This window comes from uncultured Ilumatobacter sp. (assembly GCF_963980585.1).
Taxonomy (GTDB): Bacteria; Actinomycetota; Acidimicrobiia; order Acidimicrobiales; family Ilumatobacteraceae; genus Ilumatobacter_A.
Window position 1 is genome coordinate 1 of record NZ_CAXCAM010000024.1, and the last position, 21,219, is coordinate 21,219.

Annotated in this window: 19 protein-coding genes and 1 pseudogene; 11 read left to right on the forward strand and 9 right to left on the reverse strand. The window is 63.5% G+C overall.

The features are described 5' to 3' along the window. Window positions 1–352: 352 nt before the first annotated feature. Genes ACH2DW_RS09155 through ACH2DW_RS09165 form a run of 3 tightly spaced genes read left to right on the forward strand, consistent with a single transcriptional unit; the run spans window position 353 to window position 2,371 of the window. The gene (locus ACH2DW_RS09155) at window positions 353–487 is read left to right on the forward strand and encodes a hypothetical protein (RefSeq protein WP_394929436.1); all 135 of its coding nucleotides are present in this window, start codon (window positions 353–355) and stop codon (window positions 485–487) included. Further along, on the forward strand, window positions 487–1,479 hold the full coding sequence (locus ACH2DW_RS09160; RefSeq protein ID WP_394929437.1) for a hypothetical protein: 993 nt from the start codon (window positions 487–489) through the stop codon (window positions 1,477–1,479). The genes ACH2DW_RS09155 and ACH2DW_RS09160 overlap by 1 nt, the downstream gene beginning before the upstream one ends. Next, on the forward strand, window positions 1,472–2,371 hold the full coding sequence (locus ACH2DW_RS09165) for an alpha/beta fold hydrolase (RefSeq protein ID WP_394929438.1): 900 nt from the start codon (window positions 1,472–1,474) through the stop codon (window positions 2,369–2,371). The genes ACH2DW_RS09160 and ACH2DW_RS09165 overlap by 8 nt, the downstream gene beginning before the upstream one ends. On the opposite strand, the gene ACH2DW_RS09170 is transcribed toward ACH2DW_RS09165, so the two are convergent. Next, complete coding sequence (locus tag ACH2DW_RS09170; protein ID WP_394929439.1) at window positions 2,302–2,853, reverse strand: DUF1003 domain-containing protein; 552 nt, start codon at window positions 2,851–2,853, stop codon at window positions 2,302–2,304. The two genes, ACH2DW_RS09165 and ACH2DW_RS09170, sit on opposite strands and share 70 nt — an antisense overlap. After that, window positions 2,850–4,109 carry a magnesium transporter MgtE N-terminal domain-containing protein gene (locus tag ACH2DW_RS09175; RefSeq protein ID WP_394929440.1) on the reverse strand — a complete coding sequence of 420 codons (1,260 nt, stop codon included), beginning with the start codon at window positions 4,107–4,109 and terminating at the stop codon, window positions 2,850–2,852. The genes ACH2DW_RS09170 and ACH2DW_RS09175 overlap by 4 nt, the downstream gene beginning before the upstream one ends. 93 nt (window positions 4,110–4,202) lie before the next feature. Here ACH2DW_RS09175 and ACH2DW_RS09180 point away from each other — a divergent pair, with 93 nt between their 5' ends. Continuing rightward, window positions 4,203–5,810 carry a DUF389 domain-containing protein gene (locus tag ACH2DW_RS09180; protein ID WP_394929441.1) on the forward strand — a complete coding sequence of 536 codons (1,608 nt, stop codon included), beginning with the start codon at window positions 4,203–4,205 and terminating at the stop codon, window positions 5,808–5,810. Here ACH2DW_RS09180 and ACH2DW_RS09185 read toward each other — a convergent pair whose 3' ends face one another. Further along, a complete protein-coding gene (locus tag ACH2DW_RS09185; protein ID WP_394929442.1) occupies window positions 5,811–7,925 on the reverse strand; it encodes a molybdopterin-dependent oxidoreductase in 2,115 nt (704 codons plus the stop codon). It abuts the gene before it with no gap. An 84-nt stretch (window positions 7,926–8,009) separates the two neighbouring features. On the opposite strand from ACH2DW_RS09185, the gene ACH2DW_RS09190 reads away from it, so the two are divergent. Continuing rightward, window positions 8,010–8,672 (forward strand): histidine phosphatase family protein, encoded by a 663-nt coding sequence (locus ACH2DW_RS09190; protein WP_394929443.1) that lies wholly within the window; start codon window positions 8,010–8,012, stop codon window positions 8,670–8,672. Window positions 8,673–8,711: 39 nt separating this feature from the next. On the opposite strand, the gene ACH2DW_RS09195 is transcribed toward ACH2DW_RS09190, so the two are convergent. After that, window positions 8,712–9,209 (reverse strand): NUDIX domain-containing protein, encoded by a 498-nt coding sequence (locus ACH2DW_RS09195; protein WP_394929444.1) that lies wholly within the window; start codon window positions 9,207–9,209, stop codon window positions 8,712–8,714. A 107-nt stretch (window positions 9,210–9,316) separates the two neighbouring features. Between ACH2DW_RS09195 and ACH2DW_RS09200 the strand changes: the two genes are divergently transcribed. The 3 genes and pseudogenes from ACH2DW_RS09200 to ACH2DW_RS09210 form a co-directional block, all read left to right on the forward strand. After that, window positions 9,317–10,699, forward strand: coding sequence for a mycothione reductase (locus ACH2DW_RS09200; protein ID WP_394929445.1), 1,383 nt, complete (start codon window positions 9,317–9,319; stop codon window positions 10,697–10,699). A gap of 75 nt (window positions 10,700–10,774) precedes the next feature. Further along, window positions 10,775–12,001 carry an aminotransferase class V-fold PLP-dependent enzyme gene (locus tag ACH2DW_RS09205; protein WP_394929446.1) on the forward strand — a complete coding sequence of 409 codons (1,227 nt, stop codon included), beginning with the start codon at window positions 10,775–10,777 and terminating at the stop codon, window positions 11,999–12,001. A 92-nt stretch (window positions 12,002–12,093) separates the two neighbouring features. Beyond that, a pseudogene (locus ACH2DW_RS09210) lies at window positions 12,094–13,161 on the forward strand (MFS transporter); the annotation flags it as partial. A gap of 127 nt (window positions 13,162–13,288) precedes the next feature. Here ACH2DW_RS09210 and ACH2DW_RS09215 read toward each other — a convergent pair. Beyond that, window positions 13,289–14,710 (reverse strand): PH domain-containing protein, encoded by a 1,422-nt coding sequence (locus tag ACH2DW_RS09215; RefSeq protein WP_394929447.1) that lies wholly within the window; start codon window positions 14,708–14,710, stop codon window positions 13,289–13,291. Continuing rightward, window positions 14,707–15,264, reverse strand: coding sequence for a PH domain-containing protein (locus ACH2DW_RS09220; protein WP_394929448.1), 558 nt, complete (start codon window positions 15,262–15,264; stop codon window positions 14,707–14,709). The genes ACH2DW_RS09215 and ACH2DW_RS09220 overlap by 4 nt, the downstream gene beginning before the upstream one ends. A 124-nt stretch (window positions 15,265–15,388) precedes the next feature. Between ACH2DW_RS09220 and ACH2DW_RS09225 the strand changes: the two genes are divergently transcribed. Next, a complete protein-coding gene (locus ACH2DW_RS09225; protein ID WP_394929449.1) occupies window positions 15,389–16,684 on the forward strand; it encodes a D-arabinono-1,4-lactone oxidase in 1,296 nt (431 codons plus the stop codon). A 53-nt stretch (window positions 16,685–16,737) separates the two neighbouring features. Here the strand turns inward: ACH2DW_RS09225 and ACH2DW_RS09230 are convergent, their stop codons facing one another. Continuing rightward, on the reverse strand, window positions 16,738–17,763 hold the full coding sequence (locus ACH2DW_RS09230; protein WP_394929450.1) for a TIGR03617 family F420-dependent LLM class oxidoreductase: 1,026 nt from the start codon (window positions 17,761–17,763) through the stop codon (window positions 16,738–16,740). A 112-nt stretch (window positions 17,764–17,875) separates the two neighbouring features. On the opposite strand from ACH2DW_RS09230, the gene ACH2DW_RS09235 reads away from it, so the two are divergent. Continuing rightward, window positions 17,876–18,661, forward strand: a complete 786-nt coding sequence (locus ACH2DW_RS09235; protein ID WP_394929451.1) for a maleylpyruvate isomerase family mycothiol-dependent enzyme — start codon at window positions 17,876–17,878, stop codon at window positions 18,659–18,661. A 27-nt stretch (window positions 18,662–18,688) separates the two neighbouring features. Here ACH2DW_RS09235 and ACH2DW_RS09240 read toward each other — a convergent pair whose 3' ends face one another. Together ACH2DW_RS09240 and ACH2DW_RS09245 are read right to left on the reverse strand one after the other, a co-directional pair. Further along, complete coding sequence (locus ACH2DW_RS09240; RefSeq protein ID WP_394929452.1) at window positions 18,689–19,417, reverse strand: hypothetical protein; 729 nt, start codon at window positions 19,415–19,417, stop codon at window positions 18,689–18,691. A 5-nt stretch (window positions 19,418–19,422) separates the two neighbouring features. After that, entirely contained in the window at window positions 19,423–20,937 is a 1,515-nt protein-coding gene (locus ACH2DW_RS09245) for a hypothetical protein (protein ID WP_394929453.1), read from the reverse strand. A gap of 34 nt (window positions 20,938–20,971) precedes the next feature. On the opposite strand from ACH2DW_RS09245, the gene ACH2DW_RS09250 reads away from it, so the two are divergent. Next, window positions 20,972–21,151 (forward strand): hypothetical protein, encoded by a 180-nt coding sequence (locus tag ACH2DW_RS09250; RefSeq protein WP_394929454.1) that lies wholly within the window; start codon window positions 20,972–20,974, stop codon window positions 21,149–21,151. Window positions 21,152–21,219 lie beyond the last annotated feature (68 nt).

Consider the following 21,219-nt stretch of genomic DNA (forward strand, 5'->3'; position numbering starts at 1 on the left):
TCAGCGCTCGGGTACTGCTCGATCAGCGTGCACTCGGTCTGGTCCGCGTTCATGTACCACTGGTAGCCGAGCATGTTCGGCTCGTTCTGTTCGACGAGCGCGGTCGCCTCAGCGGCGAGCGACTTGAAGGCGTCGACCTGTCCGTCGTGAATCTTCCATGACACTGCGTACTGGATCTGGTCAGCTATCGGAGGCTCCTTTGTTGGTCGGTTGCATCAGAACCTAGACCAATCGCGAGATACGTCAGTACAGCTCGCACTCCCGCCCCCACTCGCGCTGGTCTCGTCGTCGGGTTTCCGACCATGAGAACTGACACGTTGCGATTGGGCGTCCGATCGAACATGCTCAAGGAATGAAATTCATCCGTGGGGCGATTTCGGCGATCCTGCTGGCAGGCGCATTTGCCGCTGCATTGCGGGTACGCGGCACTGGTGGGACTCCGCCACAGCATGGCGGATGGCGCCCGCTTGAGCTGCCGGAGAACTGATGACACGTCTCGCCCTCGTCGGCAGCGGCGTCACCGGTGAACGGATTGCGAAGCGACTCGACCTTGTCGCTCCCGGTTGCGAAGTGGTCGCGGTCGACCCGCGGGGAACCATGGCTGAGGCGGCAGATTGCGATGTTGCGGTGCTTGCTCACGGTGGCCCGCAGATTCGTTCGGCGGTCAAGCTCTTGGCACACGGCGTATCGGTGGTCTCCACCTCGGATGACCTTGACGACGTTCGGGCGTTGAGCGAGCTGCACGAGTCGGCGGCTCAGCACGGCGTGTCGGTTGTCGTCGGAGGCGGAATGTCGCCGGGACTGACGGGCCTGCTCGCTCGATACCTCGTCGGACAGCTGCACCACTGCGACGAGATTCACCTCGCCGTTCACGGAACAGCCGGTCCAGCTTGTGCCCGTCAGCACCACAAGGCGCTGGCCGGACGTGCTGTTGGCCTGCACGATGGGCAACAGATCAATCGCCCGTCGGGATCGGGCCGTGAACTCTGCTGGTTCCCCGAGCCGGTCGGTGCCTACGACTGCTATCGCGGTGAACTCGCATCGCCGATGCTCCTCCACGAGTTGTTCCCTGATGTTCATCGCATCAGCGCTCGCGTTTCAGCCAACCGCCGCGACCGCCTCACTGCACGCCTACCAATGTTGAGCCCGCCACACCGCGAAGGCGGAGTGGGTGCGGTGCGTGTTGAAGTGCGCGGCGCGAACTCGAGCGGTGAACGCCTGACTCTTGTGGCCGGCGTTGCAGAACTCGTTGGCACGTGCGCCGCTGCGACAGCCGCTGCCTTCACTGGTGCGATCGTCCGTGGCGACCTCGACCCTGGAGTGACTGTCGCAGGCGACGAGTGCCTCGACACGATCGGTCTCCTCCGCGAGATCGAACGGCTTGGGGTGCGGTTGCAGGAGTTCACCGGCATCCCACATCCGGCCCACCCGGTCTCTACGCCAATCCAACCGCTGACGAACGATCCTCATCATGGCTGACGTCACCATGACATCTGATCCGATGAGTGGAGGTGCCGCACTGCCATGGTTGCCAGTCGGGCGCATCGTCAACATCGATGGGCGCGGCGAGTTCTTCATCCGCGAACATCGCCATGCTGATCCGACGACGCCGACGGTCGTCCTGCTCCACGGATGGACAGCGTCGAGCGATCTGCAGTTCTTCACCGCCTACGAAGCGCTTGCAGAGCGCTGTTCGTTTGTCGGCATTGATCATCGCGGGCACGGCCGGGGGCTCAGGAGCCCGACTCCGTTCACACTCGAAGATGTCGCCGACGACGCCGCTGCCGTTCTACGTCACCTCGGCGATACCGACGTGGTGGCGATCGGCTACTCGATGGGTGGACCGATCAGCATGTTGCTTGCCCGACGCCACCCTGATCTCGTTGCCGGTCTCGTCGCACAGGCGACAGCGCTCGAATGGAATGGCACGCTCCGCGAGCGATTGCGGTGGCGCTTTCTCCCTGCGATGGGCGCCGTATTGCGCTCGAGGGTTGCCGGTCGCTTCATGAAGAAATTCCTCGAGAAGATGCTCGCCGAGGGACACGGACTTCGGCAGTACATCCCCTGGCTGCGCGGAGAGTCACAACGCGCGGATATTGGCACTGTGCTCGAGGCGGGCAGGGCATTGGGTGCATACGACGCGACCGACTGGGCGGGAAGTCTTGATATTCCGGCAGGGATGTTGATCACGACCCACGATCGTCTCGTGAACCCCCGTAAACAGCGGGCGTTGGCCAAGGCGCTCGGTGCTGAGGTGCGTGAAATCGGGACCGATCATCTCGGCCCGTGGGAGCAGCCTGATCAGTTCTCGTCGGCCACGATCGAGTTGCTGTCGCTTGTGTCGCCGCTCGGCGTCGACCCCGAGAGCTGAGCAACCTGCGTTGACAACGCTTCGATTGTCTCATGCAGGCGATCGATTCGGTCGCCGAAGTCTTCGCCGGTGACCATGTCGCTCATTGTGACGCGGACACTCGCGATTTCGCGAGCGAGGAACTCGGTGTCGCTCTGAGTTCGTTCGGCGACTTCGCGGTCATTCTCGGACGTGATCCGATCTCGGCGTTCCTGACGGGACTGGGCAAGCAAGATCAGCGGCGCGGCGTATGAGGCCTGGACCGACAGCACAAGCGTGAGCAGCACGAAACCACGTGCCCAGGAGTCGAAGACGAATCGGTCCGGCGCCGCGATGTTGTGGATGATCCAGAGCGCGATGACGATCGTTTGAAAGACGAGGAACCGCGCCGTACCCAGGAAGTTCGCGATCGATTCAGCGAATGCCCCGAAGACGTCTGAGTCGTATTGCACGCCGATGCGATGCGACGACCGCGGTTCGGAGAGGTTCTCGCGCCGTCTCATGTGGCGCTCACTTCCGGTGTGCGTGATGGGCGCTGCCGCTTGCGCCACACGGGTCCAAGCATGCGGTCGATCACGTCGTCGACGGTGACCGCGCCGAGCAGGCGACCAGCCTGGTCGCACACTGCGACTGCGAGCATGTCGTAGCTGGCAAGACGTTCAGCAACTTCGCGGTCGCTGATCTCTGGGCTGACGATGGGAACATCGTCGAGGAGGCGGCCGATCTCCATGTTGGGCGGCTCGCGCAGCAGACGCTGGACATGCGCGATGCCCAGGAACTTGCCGGTCGGGGCCTTGAACGGTGCGTTGCACACGAAAACTTGTGCAGCAATGCTGACGACCCAGTCCGGGTGACGCACCTGTGCCAGGGCCTCGGCGACGGTTGCGGTGGGACCGAGGATGATCACCTCGGGCGTCATCAGGCCACCGGCGGTACCTTCTTCGTACGACAGCAGGCGGCGCACCGTTGCGGCATCGTCGTCGTCCATGACGTCGAGCATCTGTTCCTGCTGCGTCTTCGACATCTGGCCGAGCAAATCGGCGAGGTCATCGAAGTCCATCTCATCGAAGACGCCTTCAAGCCGCTCGCGGTCGAGGCTCTCGACGATACGAACCTGCTCTTCCTCTGGCAGTTCTTCGAGCACGTCGGCGAGTCGCTCGTCATCCATTGCTTCCGCAATCTGGTGGCGTTGCTCGCTGCTGAGCGCGCGCACGAACGCAGCGACTTCAGCCGGATGGAAATCTCGGAGACGGGCTGCTTCGGCCTGCATCTCAGTCGGCTTGTCGAAGAGTGCCGGCACTTGCTCGTAGTCGACGAGTCGGTACGTCGGGCGGCGTCGGAGTGAGCTACGCGAAGCCAGGCGAACCTTGTCGATCTCCCACCATGATGAGCGACCATCGGACTTCGGTTGCATGGCGATGTCGCTGACCGTTTCGTTGCCGACCTTGCGATCGATGAGCTCGGCGTTGATCAAGACCTCACCAGGGCGCGGCTTGAACGGGTTGAGATCGACGTCCCAGCTCTGCAGCCGCACACCGTCGCCGTTTAACTCGCTCACTCGATTGGCGTTGACGAAGATCCGTCGGCGCTGGCTGGAGGCGACAAAACCCACAATCTTCGGTGGAATGCCGGCCTCGTCCTCGTCGCCTGGACGGCCGGGAATAGCCACCAGGTCTTCGACGCGCCCGATGGGAGCCCCGCCGGCATCGAGCAGCGGGAGGCGCAGGACGCGGAATGCGTAGATCAATTCCCCAGCCATTCGGCCAGGTTAATGGTGTCGCTGAACGTAGACGGGAACGCTGGCACCTCCGGCGCTGCTGATTCGTGCTCCACATTTCGTAACCTCGGCTCGATGACTGATACCCGAGGCGCTGCGTCGAGCACCGGCACGGGCGCGAGTGACCAGGATCCGTCACTCACCACCTTGCAGCGACCGCGCGTGTGGTGGCACCGACATCTCGACTCCGAAGAGCGCCAACGCGTGATGTTGGAACTTGCGATCAGGCGGCAAGAGCACTGGGGGTTCCGGTTCGCGATGATGACGACGCTGTCGGTCATCGTCGCCGTCATGGGCTTGTCTGCAGACTCCGCTGCCGTGGTGATCGGAGCCATGCTGCTCGCGCCCTTGATGACGCCTGTTCTCGCGACGGCAGCGTGCATTTCGATGGCTCTTTTTCGCAAAGCGCTGCGTTCGTTCGGCGTGGTCGCGTTGGCCACTGTTGGTTCCATCGCGCTCTCCTACGTCCTCGCTGCGATCTTCATGAACGGCGAGCTACCTGGCGAGGTCACCAGTCGTGTTGCCCCGGACATCCGCGACCTCGTCGTGGCGCTCGGAGCGGGTACCGCTGGCGCGTATGCGACGGTGCGCAAGGACACGTCGAGTTCGTTGCCTGGCGTTGCCGTTGCCGTCGCGTTGATTCCGCCGCTGGCAACGGTCGGCATCACGCTCGAAGCAGGGAACCCAACATTCGCGCGCGGCGCGATGTTGCTGTACACGACCAACCTGGCCGCGATCATCCTCGCCGGCGCTGTCGTGTTCGTCATCACGGGATTTGTTCCGCCGAAGCGACTTGCAACGACAGGTCTTCGTTCGCTGGCCGTTTCGGCAATGGTGTTGATCGTGGTGGTCGCGATCGCCATCCCACTGTTCCAAGCGTCGACCTCCGCCGTGGAACAGAGTGACCGTGAGATCGAGGCACAACAGATCGTCGCCACATGGTTGGGACCGGTGGAAGCAACGCGCACTCCCGACATCACGTTCGAAGGTGAGCGCATCACGGTGTCGGTGCGCAGCTTCGAGCCGCCCATCGACCAGACGGCATTGGTCGAAGCGATGGAGGCAGAGTTCGGCGCTGATCGAATCGTGTCGACTGAATGGGATCAGGTGCAGCGCGCCGTTACGACCACGACCGCCGTGCCGACGACCACGATTGTCAGCGACGAAGAGCGGTTGCAAGCTGAAGTCGAGATCATCGTCGACGACTGGTTGGCCGAGGACGCACCACCGAGCGGTCGCCGGCGCGACGCATTGACCATTGCCGATGGCGTCGTGCGTGTCGACGCAAGTGGTGTCGGTGACGCGCCGTCGGTGGCGTCACTGATTGAACGTCTTGACGCCGAGCTCGAGCAGACGTTGGAAGTCCAGCTGACCTGGTTGAAGCGCGAGGATGTCCCGAACGGAGAGCCTGAACCCACAAGGGACGAGGTGCTGTTCGGTCCCGTCGAGGTCGAGGTCGAAGCATGGGCCACGGTCAACGAAGTGGCGGTGGAGGGCCTGACAATCGTCGACGGTCAGGTCATCGTGAAGCTCACCGGGCCCGTGCAACCCGATGCCACCGGGCTGGTCGATTCCATCGATGAATTGTTGGGGACGACGGGCGATGTGCAGGTGTTGTTCACGCGGCGCCTCGACATCACGACGACGACCACGATCTTGCGAGTGGTGAATACGCCGCTCTGATCAGGCGGGGTGACCCACCTCGACCAGCGTGTCCCAGAACGCGACGCCGCCGCCCCACTCCGTCAGGGTGTCGTTGGTGAGTGCGTTGACGGTCTTGCCATCTGAGTGATGTGCACTCCACCATCCCCATGGGATCGCGATGACCCCGGGGCGCAGTCGCTCGGTGATTTTCACTGGGACTTCGATCGACCCCCGGTGATTCCACACGCGTGCAACGTCTCCGTCTGCAAGTTGGCGATGCGCGGCGTCTTCAGCAGAGAGTTCGACGAACGGCCCACCCTCGGCAGGCCCATGCTTCGGCAGATGGGAGTAACCCGAGTTGAGGAATCGAGCGTGATGCTTGGGGGTGAGGAGCTGGAGTGGGAATTGAGCAACGAGGGTGGCATCGCCACCGGGCCCCTCGTTCGGTGCAACGTAGGTCGGCATTCGGGGTTGACCCATCGCTTCGAGTTCGTCGGACGCGAGGTGGACGCGACCGGTTGGCGTGTCGAAGTCGCCGTCGCCAAAGGGGCGACCGTCATCGGGGTAATCCGCTCGGAGCCAACCCGATGAGCGCAATGCATCGATATCGATGGCGGGGAGCGCCTCGCGCATGATCGTGTCGTCGTCGTCGAAGAGCGCTGGTTCGGTGTAGCCCATTGCAGCCGCAAGGCGCCGGAAGAGTTCGGTGTTGTTCACCGTTTCGCCGGGCGGGTCGATCGCTGCGTGGTTGTAGTTGATGTGCAGTGAGCCCCATGACAGCACGATGTCGTCGGCTTCGATCTGCGTTGTTGCTGGCAGCACGATGTCGGCGTAGCGCGCGGTGTCGGTCATGAACTGTTCGTGGACGACCGTGAAGAGGTCATCTCGAAGCAGACCGCGTCGCGTTGCCTCGGCATTCGGCGTGGTCACGACCGGGTTGCAGTTCCAGTTGATGAAGGCATGGATGCCAGGACCGTCAGTTTCGCCAGCATGCGGGTGCGTCAGAATCTCTCCAAGGCGGCTCATGTTCAGTGTGCGTGCGTCGCCTACTTCCATGTCCGGCCGCAGCATCGCGTCGACATCAATGTTGCTCTCAGTCCATGCTCCGGTGCTTTTCGACAATCCACCGCCACGTTCGGCCCAGGCTCCTGTGAGCGCGGGGAGACAGGCCAGCGTTCGGTGGAACATGGCACCGTTCTCGTGGTGTTCCGGTCCGACCAGGGTCCGGATTCCGGCCGGTCGAATGGTTGCGTAGTCATGTGCGAGTTGGGTGATGACGGTGGCGTCCACACTGCAGACTTCGGCGGCGCGTTCTGGAGTCCAGTCGGCCACTGCGGCGCGCAGTTCGTCGAAGCCGAGTGTGTGGTCGGCGACCCAGTCATCGTTGGTGAGGCCGTCGCGAATCAGCACGTGCATCACGGCCAGCATCATGGCGATGTCGGTGCCGGGCAGCGGCTGGATGAACTGGTCACCGACCGCAGAGTTGACCGCGTCAGCGGTGAGGGTGCGAATTGGATCGATCACGACGAGCCGCGCGCCGTTGGCTCGAGCTGTCTCGATCGTCGGCCAGAGGTGACGATTGGTGAGTCGGGTGTTGGTTCCCCACAGGATGATGAGCTTGCTGTGTTCGTGCTCCATTGGGTCGAGGCCGCGCGGTGAGCCCATGGTCTTGCTCATGCCGGCGCCAACTGTGACGCCGCAGATGGCGCGCACCAGTTTGGTCGCTCCCATGTGGCCGAAGAATCGTCCGCTCAATCCCATGAGTGAGACCAAGCTCTGGTTGCCGGCATCGGAGTAGGGGAGGACGGCTTCGGCGCCGTGCTCGTCGATGACGCGATGCAGGTTGGCGGAAATATCGGTGAGCGCTTCGTGCCAGGTGATTTGCTCGAATTCGCCGCTGCCCTTGGGCCCGACTCGTCGCAGTGGGTGGAGGAGGCGCTCTGGGCTGTACACCCGATCGAGGAATCGGTTGACCTTGGGGCACAACTCGCCAGCTGAATACGGATGCTCGGACCAGCCGCGGAGCTTCACCGCGACCGGCGCTGCGTCGGGCACTTCTTCTACTGTGACCATCCAGCCACATGAGTCGGGACAGTCGTGGTGGCAGGTGCCCTGCACGGTGCGGACAGTGGTGGTCAGCGCCGCGTCGGTCATGGACATGATGTTATGACCGCTGTGCCCTCCACCTGTTCGCACGGCGTCTGGACCGGTGTGCGGCAGTGATGTCATGCTGGGGCGATGAGCGACGTGACACGCATGATTCTGATCCGCCACGGCCAGTCGGCTTCGAATGCCGAGGGTTGGCTGAGCGGCCAGGAGTCGTGCGGCGGGTTGACCGATCTTGGCGTCGCGCAGGCCGAAGCGCTTCGTTCACGACTGGCGGCCGACGAGTCGATGCGGCCCGATGCAGTGTTGGTCAGCACGATGCAACGAGCAGTCCACACCGCCGAGATCATCTCCGAGCCGCTCGGCATGGTGCCCGAACAGCACGCAGATCTGATGGAACGCACGTCGGGCGAAGCCGAAGGCCTGACGATCGCGCAGTACACCGAGAAGTACGGCATCGCCCCATGGAGTGACTGGGAGAACCCCCTGTCGCCAGGCGGCGAGTCAGGTCTGGTGTTCGCCGACCGCGTGATGACGGCAACCGATCGGGTTGTGAAGGAGTACCGCGGCAAGACGGTGTGGGTCGTGTGCCATGGCGGCGTCATCATGGTGACTGCGGTCCGCCGTTGGCCCGGAGCATCTTTCGATCTCCGTCAGCTCCCGGTCGCCAGCCCACAGAACACTTCGGTCAGCGAGTGGCATGTCGATATCGACAGCAACTGGCGCATGTCCCGCTTTGCCGACGACACCCACCTTGTCGGTGTGAACAACGGCGCCGCCAACATCATCGGCTGATCTGTCCGCGTCGCACGAGGGGTCAGATCCCGGTGTGATTCAGTCTGCGGATTGCACGATCTGGCGGAGGTGAGGCCACGCTGCCGCAAAGCCTGCGTGGAGAGCGAGCTGCTCGACGTCGGCGGGAGCAAACCACTCGACTGCGTCGGTCTCAAAGTTGATCGAGCTGCCAAACCGTTCGTCGACCTCGACCACGACGGTGGTGTAGGCCCAATCGAGGGCCGGCTTGAAGATGTACTCGCCGAGCAATCGCGGCGTGCCCGGAACGACGCCAACCTCTTCTGAGGCTTCGCGCAGCGCACCTTCCATTGGCATCTCGCCCTGGTCGAGCGCGCCGCCGGCGCAGCTCCACGTGCCGCCTTCGTGGGCCATCTGCGATCGCTTCTGCAGCATGACCTTCGGCCCATCGCTTTCGCGCAGGACAAACACCACACCGGCTGCTCCGAACACACCCCATCGAACGTGGCCGTCACTACACCGAACGAACCCGTCTCCCGACAACCGTCCTGCCTGTTGGCCCGCCTGTTCTTCGAACATCGCCCCACCCTGCCACGCCGACCGGCGCACTGTCTCGTTTGCGCACCCATGTTGTGTCATCGGCGATCCATGGTGGGTACGCAAACGGGATGTGGTTGTATCGCTGCGTGACTGAAACGCAGACCGAACAATTCGACCTGATCATCGTGGGGTCGGGTTCAGGCAACTCGATCCCTGAGTACATGAACGACTGGAACATTGCCATCATCGAGCGGGGGACGTACGGCGGCACCTGCCTCAACGTCGGCTGCATTCCGTCGAAGATGTTCGTCCTGCCTGCCGACGCGGCGCTGTCCGCGCAGCGTTCGGGCAAGCTGAACATCGAGACGCAGTACAACGGGGTTGACTTCGCGGCACTTCGCGATCGCGTGTTCGGGCGCATCGACTCGATCTCTGCCAGTGGCCGCGAGTACCGCGCGACTGGGTCGCCCAACGTCACCCTGTTCGAGGGCACCGCCCGTTTCGCAGGCGACAAGCTGCTTGAAGTCGATATGAACGAGGGCCCGCAACGCCACCTCACCGCCCCGCAGATATTGCTCGCAGCGGGTGCCCGACCGGTCACGCCGCCAATCCCGGGTTTGGCCGAGACCGGGTTCCACACGTCCGACACGATCATGCGGCTGCCCGACCTGCCGAAGCGTCTCGGGATCATCGGTGGCGGCTTCATCGCTGTCGAGATGGGCCACGTCTTCTCGGCCCTCGGCAGCGAGGTGACGATGATGAATCGTTCCAACGGTCTCTTGCGCGGCTTCGACAATGACGTCGCCGAACGGTTCACGGAGATCTTCTCCCAACGCGTTGATCTCCGCATGGGGCATGTGCCAACCAAAGTCGAGCGCAACGACGATGGCATCGTGATCACTCACGGTGGAGAAAAGATCGTGGTCGACGAACTGTTGGTTGCTACTGGACGCGAACCGAACAGCGATCTGCTCGACGTGAAGAGCGGTGGGCTCGAGTGCCACGACCACGGCACCGTGGTGGTCGATGACACGATGGCCACCAATGTCGAAGGGGTGTGGGCCATTGGCGACATCGCCAACAGCTATCAACTCAAGCACCTCGCCAACGCTGAGGCAGCCGTCGCGTTCTGGAACATCGCGAACCCTGACAAGATTCGCCGCCAGAGCTACAAGGCCGTGCCCGGTGCCGTGTTCTCCAACCCCCAGGTGGCCAGCGTCGGCCTCACCGAGCAAGACGCCGAAGCGCAAGGCGTTCCGTTCACCGTGGGCAAGCGTGACTATGCCGGCACGGCCTACGGATGGGCGATCGTGGATGAGACCAGTTTCGCAAAGGTGCTCGTCAACTCAGAGACGGGCTTGATCATCGGCGCGCACATCCTGGGCCCGCAGGCCGCCACGTTGATTCAGCCGATCATCCAGGCAATGGAGTTCGACCAGAGGGCCGAAGACATCGCGCAATCGGTCCTCTACATTCACCCGGCCCTGACCGAAGTGGTGGAAAACGCGTTGCTCGACGCACTCGCCTGAGCGGCACGATCAGCGTGCTCGGCCGACGGCCCGGGGTTCGACCCGGGTCGCCGCGTCGCTTGTAGCGTCGAGCCGGTGACTGTGCCGCTCGCTGTGCCGCTGACCGAGAACGAGATCGCAGACGTGCGCAGTTCCGCGCCCGGATGTACCGACACACTGATCCATCTCAATCACTGTGGATCATCGTTGCCCGACCAGCGGGTTCTCGATGTGCAGGTGGGCCATCTCCAGCTCGAGGCAACGATCGGTGGTTATGAAGCCGCCAAGGTGATGGTCGATGCTGACGCGAATGTGGCATCGTCGATCGCCCGAATGATCGAGGCGGAGTCGTCGGAGATTGCTCGGTTCGGCAGTGCCGCCGAGGCCTGGAATGCTGCGTTCTGGTCGATTCCGATGGAGCGGGGTCAACGGATCATCGTGCACGATCACGAATACGGCGCCAACGCCATTGCCTTCATCCATGCTGCCAAGACGCGCGGCATCGTGATCGATCGGGTGCCGAGCGATGAAGACGGCCAGGTGTCGGTTGACGCGTTGGCGCAGCGGCTCGAGCGTGCCGACGACGTCGCACTGATTTCGTTGACGCACGTCCCCACGAACGGTGGCTTGGTGAACCCCGCTGTCGAGGTCGGTCGCCTCGCCAATGCCGCGAGGGTGCCGTACCTCCTCGACGCATGCCAGAGCGTTGGGCAACGCATCGTCGACGTCGATGAAATTGGCTGTGACTTCCTCTCCGCCACCGGCCGCAAGTTCCTGCGTGGTCCGCGCGGCACAGGATTCCTCTACGCCCGCACGGCGATCCTCGACCGGGTGACTCCGTCGCAGCCCGACCACCATGGAGCGGACTGGTCGAGTACCGACGACTACACGTTCGCCGACGGTGCGCAACGTTTCGAATACTGGGAGTACAGCCATGCCGGTTGGCTCGGTCTTGGCGCCGCTGTTGATGTCGCTCTCGAGATCGGAGTCGATCGGATCCAGGCAACGATCACCGAACGAGCAGCGCAGCTCCGCGTGATGCTCGCCGACATCGGGATGACCATCTACGACGAAGGCATCGAGCAATCCGGCATCGTGACCACCGCAACGCCGTCCGTCTCCTCGGCGAACTTGCAGGCAGCGCTTGGCCGTGCCGGCGTCAACGCGTCGGTCACGTTCGTCGGCTCATCGCGCTACGACGTGGAGCGGCGGAACCTGCCGCCGTTGCTGCGTCTTTCGGTGCACTGCACCACGACGATCACCGAGCTTGAGCGCGCCGTCGAGGTACTGGAACAAGCCACAGAGGTGTCCACTCCCCATTAATCGAAGAAGTACACATCGAGATTGACGAGATCAGAGGGATCGACGTCACTGGCTGTGCAGGCGCGATGGAATGATGACGTACGGTCGCGCGGGTGGCAACGCGTGACCCGGTCCCGGTCTTCCTGTGGTGGACCGCGCTGTCGAGCGCAACCTTTCGCGGGTATGGCCTCGCCGCGCTGATCTACTTCGTCACCGATGCAGACCTCGAACCGCTGCAGTTGGTGCTGCTCGGAACGGCGCTCGAAGTCGCCGTATTGATCGCTGAGATCCCGACGGGCGTTGTCGCCGACACCCTCAGCCGCAAGCGCTCGATTGTGATCTCGCACGTGATCATGGGGTTGGCGTTTGCCGCGGTCGGCCTGACCACCGATTTCGTTCCACTCTTACTCACGCAGGTCGCCTGGGGCGTGGGGTTCACGTTCATGAGCGGCGCTGACGTGGCGTGGATCACCGACGAACTCAACGACCCGTTGCGCATCGATCAGGTTCTCGCCCGCCGTGAGCGGTGGCGACTCCTCGGCGGGGTCGTCGGTCTGGCAGCTTCCGGGGTGCTGGCCTGGGCAACCGATCTTGCAACGGCGATGATCGTGATGGGGCTGATCCGCCTGGCGCTCGGCTTGTTTGTCGCGCTGCTGTTTACCGAACACAACTTCACACCGGTGACCGAACACCGCTTTGCCGAGTCAAAGGCGATCTTCAAAGAAGGCGTGAGCTTGGCGCGCCACGACACGCAGATCTTCCTCGTGCTGGGTGCCACGCTGACGCTGAACAGTGGTGCTGAAGCCGTCGATCGGCTGTTCAACCGACGGCTGATCGATCTTGGCTTTCCCGAGACTGCGAACCCCATCGTGTGGTTCACCCTGCTTGGTGTCGTCGGGTTGCTCGCGGGTGTTCTTGCTCTGCGTTTCATTGAGACGCGAGTCGGTGGCGCCGGCGCGCCTCGGCGCTATTACCTCTGGGGCGTCGGGCTTGCCGTGGCAGGGACGATCGTGTTGGCGTGGGCGCCGAACGTGTGGGTGGGCATTGCTGGAACCTTTGTCGTGCGGGGAATCGGTTGGGCAATTATCCCGGCGGTGGCAACGATCTGGGTGAACCGCCGGACGCCGAGCAACGTGCGCGCCACCGTCCAGTCGTTCCTCGGACAGGCTGAATCGGTCGGCGAGATCGCCGGCGGCGTGGCGCTCGGTGCTGTGGAGCACCTTGCCCATTGCCCTTACGGGATCGGCCGGGCTGTTTCTGTTGACCTTCGCGATCGTCACTCGGAGTCCAGCGGGTCGGTAGGCGGGCTCAGATCCAGGGCCGTGTGTCGATCTCGACCGCATGGAGAATTGTGTCGCGGGCAGCGTGCGCTTCCTCGATCGGGATCATCCCGATGGAGATTGCGCCGGATGCAGTCATCAGCTGCACCCGGCCCAATCCACGGCGGCGTTCGAAGATCGACTGAGTCACCGTAACGGCATTCGTCTTGTGGAGCACTGCCTGCTCGGTCCTCAACGAGAGCACGTGGCTCGAGCTGGCCAATTGTTGACCGAGCCCCCATCGGAAGTTGGCGACGTGGAGTCGTGTGGTCGCCCAGACGAGCGGAATGGGAGTGAGGGCGAGCGGTGACCACCAGCCGATGAGCCAGAAGAGTGCTCCGGTCAGCAACGCGCAGACCACGGTGGCGTTACGAACAGCCAGCCAGACCGCGGCAGGATGAATCCGTCGGTCGAGTAGCAGCTCCTCGATCGGCGTGACCGCAGCCAGAGTCAGCACCGTCGTGAACTGTGCATCGTCACACCCATCGACTGACAGGTTGCGCTGACCGACGGTCGCGAGTTCGATGCCGCGCAGCCCGGCCCGTCGTTGGAGCGGGTTCTGCGCGCTCGTCACCATTTGGATGCGATCGACGCTGCTCGCCGTGCTCGTTCTCGACAGCAGGCCCGAGGTGCGGCGGAGGCTCGTGGCGCTCGCCCGCAGGCTGAGCTCCCAATCCTGGAGGAAGACCCGGATGATGTTGAGCACGATGCTGAACACGATGAAGCCAGCGATACCGACGGGTACCCACCACCAGCGGAACGGCTGATCGCCGAGCCCGACGTCGGGGAGTCGGTTGAAGAAGTCGCCTCCGAACGCAAGCAGGGGACCAAGCACGAGCAGTCCGGTGAGCGGCCACGTCGTGAGTGCCATCGCCAACAGCCGGCGCCCGTCGTGGGTGAACACCACGCGGTCCTCGGCCAGCACGGGTGGAGGGAGTGCACTACCGATCTTCACCGGTGTGGGAACAGCCGTCACGGCCCGGCGCTGCAGCTCCTCAGCCACCGGTCGAGCAACTGCATCAATCGAGAACTCCGCCTCATTGCTGCCTGCAGTGTCAACGGCGACCTTGACCAGACCGGTCAGCCGGTGCAGCAACTGTTGTTCGATGGCGATGCTCTGGATTCGCTCGATGGGCACGTTCAGACGGACCACACGCACGATGCCCTTGGTGACGACCAACTCATCGTCGAGGACCTGAAAGGTGTATCGCCACCACGCCAACGCCGAGAATCCGCCGAAGGCGACGATGATCACGAAGGGCAGCACGCTCAGCGCTCCATTGAACGGTGCGCGCATGATGAACAGCACGACGATGACGATTTGCGCGATGCCCAATGAACGAAGAATGCGCAGACCGAGGAACACGATGGCCAAGGGCGACTGCCGTTGCGGAACCGAGAGGTCGATCATCCCGTCGGAGGTCGTGGTGGTGGGAGCGAGGGTGCTGGGGGGTCGTCGTCGACCACGGCGTCGGCACGTTCGGTGACGAGGAGTTTGATCCGCTCGGCGTCCGCTCGAGCCAGGCCGGGAATGCTGATGTCGGGGCCCGCCGTGCTCACCTGCAGCGTGGCGAGGCCCAGCGATCGTTCGATTGGGCCGCGGTGGATGTTGACGTGCTGGACACGACTGAATGGCAGTGATTCGACTCGGTGGCTGATCACGCCACTTCTCAGCGAGAGGTCGTGCTCGCGGAGTTGATAGGCGAGTCGCCGAACCTCGAACACGCGCATCACCGCGACCAGCACCAGCACCAGCAAGGCGGCGCTGCCGATGAGGAGCGCGAGAACACTCCACTCGGACTGCGTCGCGAGGACCACCGTGCCAGTTGCGACGACCGTTGCTGTCAGCGCAAGGCCGGTGAGACTCACTTGGAGATAGCGGGGGTCGACGGGTACGAATGCGTCGTCAGCGAGTCGGGGGAGTTGATCGGTCGGGATCGGCTCGTTGCTGAACAGATCGGCCATGCCTGCTTTCTAGCAACCGACTGGCGGTTCCGGCAGCCAGTCACCAAGGTCGACCCAGAACTCGCTGAGCGTGACACCTGGTCCCGACCCCGAAGTAACTCGACGCGAGACCTACGCTCGGGTGATGAGCGTTCCTACTCGCAACTGGGCCGGCAATCAGCGGTGTCACCCGATGGGTGTGCATGAGCCGACGTCGACGGCCGACATCGTCCGCATCGTCACCGCTGCCCATGCGGCCGGCGAACGCGTCAAGGTCATCGCCAGCGGACACTCATTCACGGACACGGCAATGACCGATGGACATCTCGTCTCGCTCGACGCGATGAAGCAGGTGCTGAGTACCGACGGCCACGACGTCACCGTGCAGGCCGGCATCAGGATCCATGCGCTCAACAACGAGCTCGCGAGTCGTGGGCTGGCACTCCCGAACCTGGGTGACATTGCCTATCAGTCGATTGCCGGCGCAACGGCCACCGCCACGCATGGCACCGGCGCCGGGCTCGGCAACATCTCGACCCGCATTGTTGGCCTCGAAATGGTCACCGGAGACGGCACGATCATGCGTGCCGACGAGCAGAACGACCCAGAATTGCTCCGGATTGCCCGCGTGAGTGTCGGCGCGCTCGGGATCCTCACCGAGGTGACGCTGCGTTGCGTGCCGGCATTCAACCTGCACGCTGTCGAAACAATCGAACCGCTGCACGATGTAATCGCCGACTTCCGGACCGTGATGCACTCAACGGATCACGTTGAGTTTTACATGATGCCCGGCGCTCGTCGATGCCAGGTGAAGCGCAACACCGTGACTGATGCGCCGGCCGCGCCGCAGTCGAAGGCGGCCTACATTCGAGACAAGTGGATCGGTGAGAACCTGGCCTTCGGAACGGTGTGCCGGGTCGGCCGTCGCTTCCCGAAGATGGCGCCCAAAGTCGCCAAGCTCGTCATGTCGGCCGCGTCGGAGCGTGAACTGATTGATCGAAGCGATCGGATCTTCGCGAGCCCGCGCAAGGTGCGATTCCTTGAGATGGAGTACGGCGTGCCGCTCGACGCGGTGCCTGACGCGCTCGGCCGCATCGAGGCGCTGGTGAAGACGCTGCCGGTGAAGCCAATGTTCCCGATCGAAGTTCGATGCTCGGCAGCTGACGACATTCCACTGTCGACCGGCAACGGTCGTGCGTCGGGTTGGATTGCTGTCCACCAGTACATCGGAGTCCCGTACGAGGCCTACTTCCAGGGCGTCGAGCAGATCATGAACGACTACATCGGACGACCGCACTGGGGCAAGCTGCACTATCAGACCGCCGCGACGCTCGCCCATCGTTACCCCGAGTGGGATGCGTTCCAGGCGTTTCGCCGCAAGCTCGACCCGACCGGTACGTTCCGTAACGCCTACACCGATCGTGTCCTCGGCTCGGTTTGAGTCTCCGTTTGAGTCTCGGTTTCACCCTGAGTTGAGAACGGACTGGGCGCTCATCACCCGGTCGCGGCGGTGATGAGCTGTGCGACAGTGCCGTACTTCTCGAAGCGTTCGGGTGTCTCGTTGCCAGCGTTGTAGAGCACGAGTCGCTCGGTCGTCGCGGCGTACTTCTGTGTGAGCGCGTCAGCGAGGCCGTCCCAACTGGCCTCGGTGCAGAACGTGGCGAGGTGGTCGTCGGTGATTTCTGCGGCCATTCCGGCGAAGTCGCCCGCCTTCTGTTTGTCGCGGATTCGCGCGGTTGTTCCTTCGAAGCCGGCTTCGTCCCAGATGAACGCGTAGTTAGGCGTGGAGCCATAGAACGACAGCATCTGCTTGGCGGCCGCGCGATCGCGAGCAATCTCTTCATCAGAGTCGCCCACGATGGTCGTCACCGGGACGATCAGTGCGATCTCGTCGGGTGAGCGGCCGGTCTTCGCGGCGCCCGCTGCCACCGACGGGATCACGTGGCGATCGATGTAGCCCGGTTCGGCGATGGGATGCACGTGCACACCGTCTGCAACCTCGCCCGCCATGGTCAACATCCAGGGATTCACCGCGGCGATGTCGACGAGAGGGTCCGGAAGGTCGATCGCGCCCGGACTCCACTGCGCGTTGAGGAACGTGAGCTCGTAGAACTCGCCGTGATGATCGAGCTGCTCGCCACGAAAGCCGGCGAAACACGCCTTCACTGCGAGTACATAGTCCCGGAGACGCGGGCCGGGCCGTTCGAACTCGCCGCCGTAGCGTCGAACGATGTGGGTCCGGACCTGCGTGCCCAAGCCGAGGCGAAAGTTACCGCCGGTCGCTTCCTGGAGTTCCCAGGCGACCTGGGCGGAGATCATCGGGCTGCGCGGAAAGGCAACGGCGATCCCGGTCGAGTAGTGAAGGTCAGGCTCGGCCAGCGCCGCTGCCGTGACGGCTGGAAACGCCGTGCGGCCTCCCTCGGTGAACAGCATGCCGTCGAAGCCCGCAGCCTTGGTGGCGTTCGCCAGTCCACCCATCTGCTGGAGTGGTTTCGGGCCGGTCATCATGTCGACGCGCATGTCGCGACCGTAATCCCGGTGATGATGCATCCGCTTCACGCAGCGCTCGTCGTCGCGGCAGTGGACCCGTTGCCTCACGCACGGATTCGTTACCCGTGTCATGCTGGACGTCATGACACAGGCCGCCATCGCCGCACTCCAGACTGAGGTCAACCGAGCAAAGGGGATCTTCGCGTCCCTCTCCCCCGATGAGTGGGAAGCGGCCAGTGGTTGCGGTGGGTGGCGCGTGCAAGACGTTGCCCAGCACATGGCTGCCGTCTTTCAGCAGATCGCCGCGCCCGAAACAATCGACGTCGGTGACAGCGGAAAGTCCGAGATGGCCGCCGAGGTGCCGGTGGGCGACCGCCGCGACTGGACCGCTGAGCAGGTGTCCGCCGCCTATGACGAGTGGAGCGAGAAGGGCGTCGCTGCTCTTGCTGCCCTGCAAGAACCGCCGACCGCCGACATGGTCGTGCCGATCAGCGACCTTGGGACGCACCCGCTCCACATCTTGGCCAATGCCATCGTCTTCGATCACTACTGCCATCTGCGTCACGACATCGGCGCTGCCGTCGAGCGTGCCTCGATCCTGCCGCGCGACCCAGACGCGCTGCATGCAACGGTCGAGTGGATGCTGGCGGGCCTCCCACAGATGTGTGCCGCCGAGCTCGGGGCTGGGCCTGACCAACCGGTCAACATTGTGTTCGACGGGCCAGGTGCGAACAGCTTCTGCCTGTCACCGGGCCCCGACGGTTGGACCGTTGCGAATCATTGTGATGACGATGCGCCGGTCGTCAAGACCACGGCACATGACTTCGTCTCGTGGGGAACCAAGCGCACCGATTGGCGTGGCTCGACCACGGGTGATGTCGGCAACGTCAACGTGCAGCAGGTGCTCGACGCAATCAACATCATCTGACGATCTGTCGACTGGGTGGGCGCTTGATCAGTTTGTGAGGCGTCGGGTGAGTTCGACGTAGACCTCATCACCGGCGAGCGCGGTGAGTTCGTCGCGCAGGGAGTCGATGACTTGCTCGCTGCCGCTGTACGCCTCACCGCCGTCGGACCGCTCAGTGCAGCACCAGGCCATCGTCTCACCGTGCGTGCTCCAGTCGGCGCGACTCCAACGACGCACGGTTGCCGTCTCGGTGTCGGCATCGACCTCTTCCCAGTCGATGCGCAGCGGAAGCTGCCAGCAGACCGAGGGCTTCCATTCGGTCGGTGACTCCGCGGACTCGAGTGCAGCGATGTGCAGCGCGCAGCCCTCGCCCCCGTCGAAGCCGGGCCGATTGAGAAAGATGCACGCACCGTCGACGACGCGAGTGTGGGTGCGTCCGTCGTCGCCGTAGATGCTGAGTGCGCCCGGGGTGCTCTCGGGATCGTGTGCGGCGTCGAAGAACTGGAAGTTGGATGGTGCGAGCATCGCCGCATAGGCCTGCACCTGCATTGCCTCATTTTGACCGGCCGGGCCGTCGCCGAAGTGAGCACCCAGTGAGCAGCAGCCTTGGTTCAACTCGGTCGCGTCTTCTTGCAAGATGCCCTTGCAGCCGTTGCCGAACAGACACGTCCAGTTCGATGTGAGGAACTCGCGCTCAAAGCGCCAGACGGTGTCGCCCCGATCGATCTCAATGAAGGGGTCATTCGCGCCCGAATCATTCATGCCTGAGTCACTCATGTGGGTCAGAGCTCCGCGAAGAAGATCTGGCGGCCACTGCGTCCGACGTCCACCGGCTCGATCGCGTCTGCATCGTCGGTCGGGTTCGCGGTGACCCGCGGAAGAAGTTCGAGGCGGTTAGCCCGTTCCACGCCGATCGTTCCGCCGTCGGGTGAGATGGCGATGACATCACCGACGAGAGTCACTGGGCTCACTGCCTCAGCGGTGAGCGAGAGATAGCCGGCCGATGTTGGAACGATTGGTTGGCATCCGTCGACGGTGCCAAGCACGTCAGAGCTGGCCAACGCTTCGGCTCCGACCGTTCCCGTCTCGAAGTCGATCACTGCAAGCTCGCCGGCAGTTTCGCGCTCCACGGTCAGGCAGGTCGTACGACGTGGAGCGAGTTCGTCGACGCCCGACGTTGTGGGTCGAGCGCCAGGCAATTCCGTGACGATCGTGCCGTCCGCGTCGATCAACGCAGTGCCGAGTTCACCGACCACGACGAGACGGTCGCCGCGGGTGGCCACGTCGCCGAACTCAACTGTTCCGATCGACAGGCTGCCGAGTTCGGTGATGTCACCGTCGCTGAGTGCGAGCCCGAGCACGTCACCGTCGATGCCGACGAGGATGACCCTGTCACTGCTGATCATGCCCGCGCGGACCGAGGAGGTGCGGGCGGACACGCCCGGCTCACCTGCGTGGTCGAATACTGCGACGTTGGCGTTGGTTCCGACGTTGACCGCCGTGACGACGATGTCGTTGTTGACCGCGAGCGCAAGGCCAGGGAAGAAGGACGGTCCGTTCCGATCGAAGGAGAAGAGAACGCTTTGAAAGTTGCCGGTGTCCGTGACGAGGACGTGGCGTCCATCCGGTTCAGTTCGTGCGTTGGCGAGGTCGTAGCGCGCGCCAGGAACTGGGTCAGTGGCCAACGTGTCAATGACTTCGCCGGTCGGGCCGTGCACCATGACCAGCCGTTCCGATGATGTGTTCTGGGCGACAACGGTCTGCGCGCTCCCCGAGGGCCTGAGCAACGTGCCGGTGGACGCGATCTCGACGGTGGTGACGTCATCGGCAATCGTGATCTCGGCTTCAGCGTCGAGCGGCACGACAGCCAACGCATCGGCATCGACGCTGATCAGCGTGCTACCGATGACCTCGGTGTCGGCCAGTGACGAGAGCCCGAAGCGGAAGCGGTTGGTCTCCTCACCCTGTGCATTGGTGACGACGACGGTGCCCGAGTTGTTGTCGACCGTGACCACGTTGTTCCAGTCGGCGTTGCCAAAGCCTGACCCAGATCCGCTGTCGTCGCTGCCGATGATGCGACCGACCAGGACGGCCGCGACCGCAATGACCGCGACCACCAGGGCGACGACGATTGCGCGTCGCGCGAGATAGTTCGGGCCATGCCAATCATCGTCGTCACTGTCCCACACCGTTTTCTCGGCGGAGCCCGGGCCACCGGGGTCGGTGCGGCGTCTGCTGCGATCGACATCGGGCAGTCCGCCGCCATCGTCGAAAATCGGCGGACGCGAGTCGGACATCGCTCTGGATCGTACGCGTTGTAACGTCGGAGGAATGGAGTTTGCGTGCCCGCGTTGTCAATCGACCGTCACCGAGGACTTTTACGGGCCCTGCGACGAGTGTCGCGGTGTACTCCGCGCAACGATTCGATCCGACGCCCGTGACGTCGCGTTGGCCGAGTACGAGCCGAAGATGAACGTGACTCCGAACGCCGTCGCGTTGAAAGACGACTGACGCAGACACCGAGGATGAACGATCTCGGTGCGCTCAGCTCAGCATTCCGCGGCATATCGCCCCGAGAT

Excerpts from the sequence above, each read along its gene's own strand:
- ACH2DW_RS09155 (WP_394929436.1), top strand. The coding sequence starts at position 353 with ATGAAATTCATCCGTGGGGCGATTTCGGCGATCCTGCTGGCAGGCGCA.
- ACH2DW_RS09160 (WP_394929437.1), top strand. The coding sequence starts at position 487 with ATGACACGTCTCGCCCTCGTCGGCAGCGGCGTCACCGGTGAACGGATT.
- ACH2DW_RS09165 (WP_394929438.1), top strand. The coding sequence starts at position 1,472 with ATGGCTGACGTCACCATGACATCTGATCCGATGAGTGGAGGTGCCGCA.
- ACH2DW_RS09170 (WP_394929439.1), bottom strand. The coding sequence starts at position 2,853 with ATGAGACGGCGCGAGAACCTCTCCGAACCGCGGTCGTCGCATCGCATC.
- ACH2DW_RS09175 (WP_394929440.1), bottom strand. The coding sequence starts at position 4,109 with ATGGCTGGGGAATTGATCTACGCATTCCGCGTCCTGCGCCTCCCGCTG.
- ACH2DW_RS09180 (WP_394929441.1), top strand. The coding sequence starts at position 4,203 with ATGACTGATACCCGAGGCGCTGCGTCGAGCACCGGCACGGGCGCGAGT.
- ACH2DW_RS09185 (WP_394929442.1), bottom strand. The coding sequence starts at position 7,925 with ATGACCGACGCGGCGCTGACCACCACTGTCCGCACCGTGCAGGGCACC.
- ACH2DW_RS09190 (WP_394929443.1), top strand. The coding sequence starts at position 8,010 with ATGAGCGACGTGACACGCATGATTCTGATCCGCCACGGCCAGTCGGCT.
- ACH2DW_RS09195 (WP_394929444.1), bottom strand. The coding sequence starts at position 9,209 with ATGTTCGAAGAACAGGCGGGCCAACAGGCAGGACGGTTGTCGGGAGAC.
- ACH2DW_RS09215 (WP_394929447.1), bottom strand. The coding sequence starts at position 14,710 with ATGATCGACCTCTCGGTTCCGCAACGGCAGTCGCCCTTGGCCATCGTG.
- ACH2DW_RS09220 (WP_394929448.1), bottom strand. The coding sequence starts at position 15,264 with ATGGCCGATCTGTTCAGCAACGAGCCGATCCCGACCGATCAACTCCCC.
- ACH2DW_RS09225 (WP_394929449.1), top strand. The coding sequence starts at position 15,389 with ATGAGCGTTCCTACTCGCAACTGGGCCGGCAATCAGCGGTGTCACCCG.
- ACH2DW_RS09230 (WP_394929450.1), bottom strand. The coding sequence starts at position 17,763 with ATGCGCGTCGACATGATGACCGGCCCGAAACCACTCCAGCAGATGGGT.
- ACH2DW_RS09235 (WP_394929451.1), top strand. The coding sequence starts at position 17,876 with ATGACACAGGCCGCCATCGCCGCACTCCAGACTGAGGTCAACCGAGCA.
- ACH2DW_RS09240 (WP_394929452.1), bottom strand. The coding sequence starts at position 19,417 with ATGAGTGACTCAGGCATGAATGATTCGGGCGCGAATGACCCCTTCATT.
- ACH2DW_RS09245 (WP_394929453.1), bottom strand. The coding sequence starts at position 20,937 with ATGTCCGACTCGCGTCCGCCGATTTTCGACGATGGCGGCGGACTGCCC.
- ACH2DW_RS09250 (WP_394929454.1), top strand. The coding sequence starts at position 20,972 with ATGGAGTTTGCGTGCCCGCGTTGTCAATCGACCGTCACCGAGGACTTT.